The 505-nt window shown below is 51.7% G+C and carries 1 tRNA gene and 1 rRNA gene; both read left to right on the top strand.

What is annotated here, in order from left to right:
* Positions 1-65: ribosomal RNA gene (locus EGK14_RS21130) — 16S ribosomal RNA — on the top strand; the annotation flags it as partial.
* Between the two features lie 86 nt (positions 66-151).
* Positions 152-226 (top strand) — tRNA-Glu (locus EGK14_RS21135).
* Positions 227-505: the final 279 nt, after the last annotated feature.

Consider the following 505-nt stretch of genomic DNA (forward strand, 5'->3'; position numbering starts at 1 on the left):
TCATGACTGGGGTGAAGTCGTAACAAGGTAACCGTAGGGGAACCTGCGGTTGGATCACCTCCTTACCTGAAGATACCTTCGTGCGCAGTGCTCACACAGATTGTCTGATAGAAACGTTAGAGCAAGACGGCTGCGAAGCCGACACGACAGTGTCCCCTTCGTCTAGCGGTTAGGACTCCGCCCTTTCACGGCGGCAACAGGGGTTCGAATCCCCTAGGGGACGCCACTTGCTTGGTGACAGGTGAAAGGTGTCTCCACGAAGTATCTCAAAACTGATTCCGGCTTTAAGCCGAGTCACGTTTGAGATATTTGCTCTTTAACAATCCGGAACAAGCTGAAAATTGAAACGACATGTCGTTTTCATTCCCCGTAACAGGAATGAAGTCAACGATATGGTCGAGTCTCTCAAATGCTTGCAGCCCAGCTCCTTCGGGACGCTTGTGGGTTGTGAGGTTAAGTGACTAAGCGTACACGGTGGATGCCCTGGCAGTCAGAGGCGATGAAG

This window comes from Erwinia sp. 198 (assembly GCF_003937915.1).
In the GTDB taxonomy this organism is placed as follows: Bacteria; Pseudomonadota; Gammaproteobacteria; order Enterobacterales; family Enterobacteriaceae; genus Erwinia; species Erwinia aeris.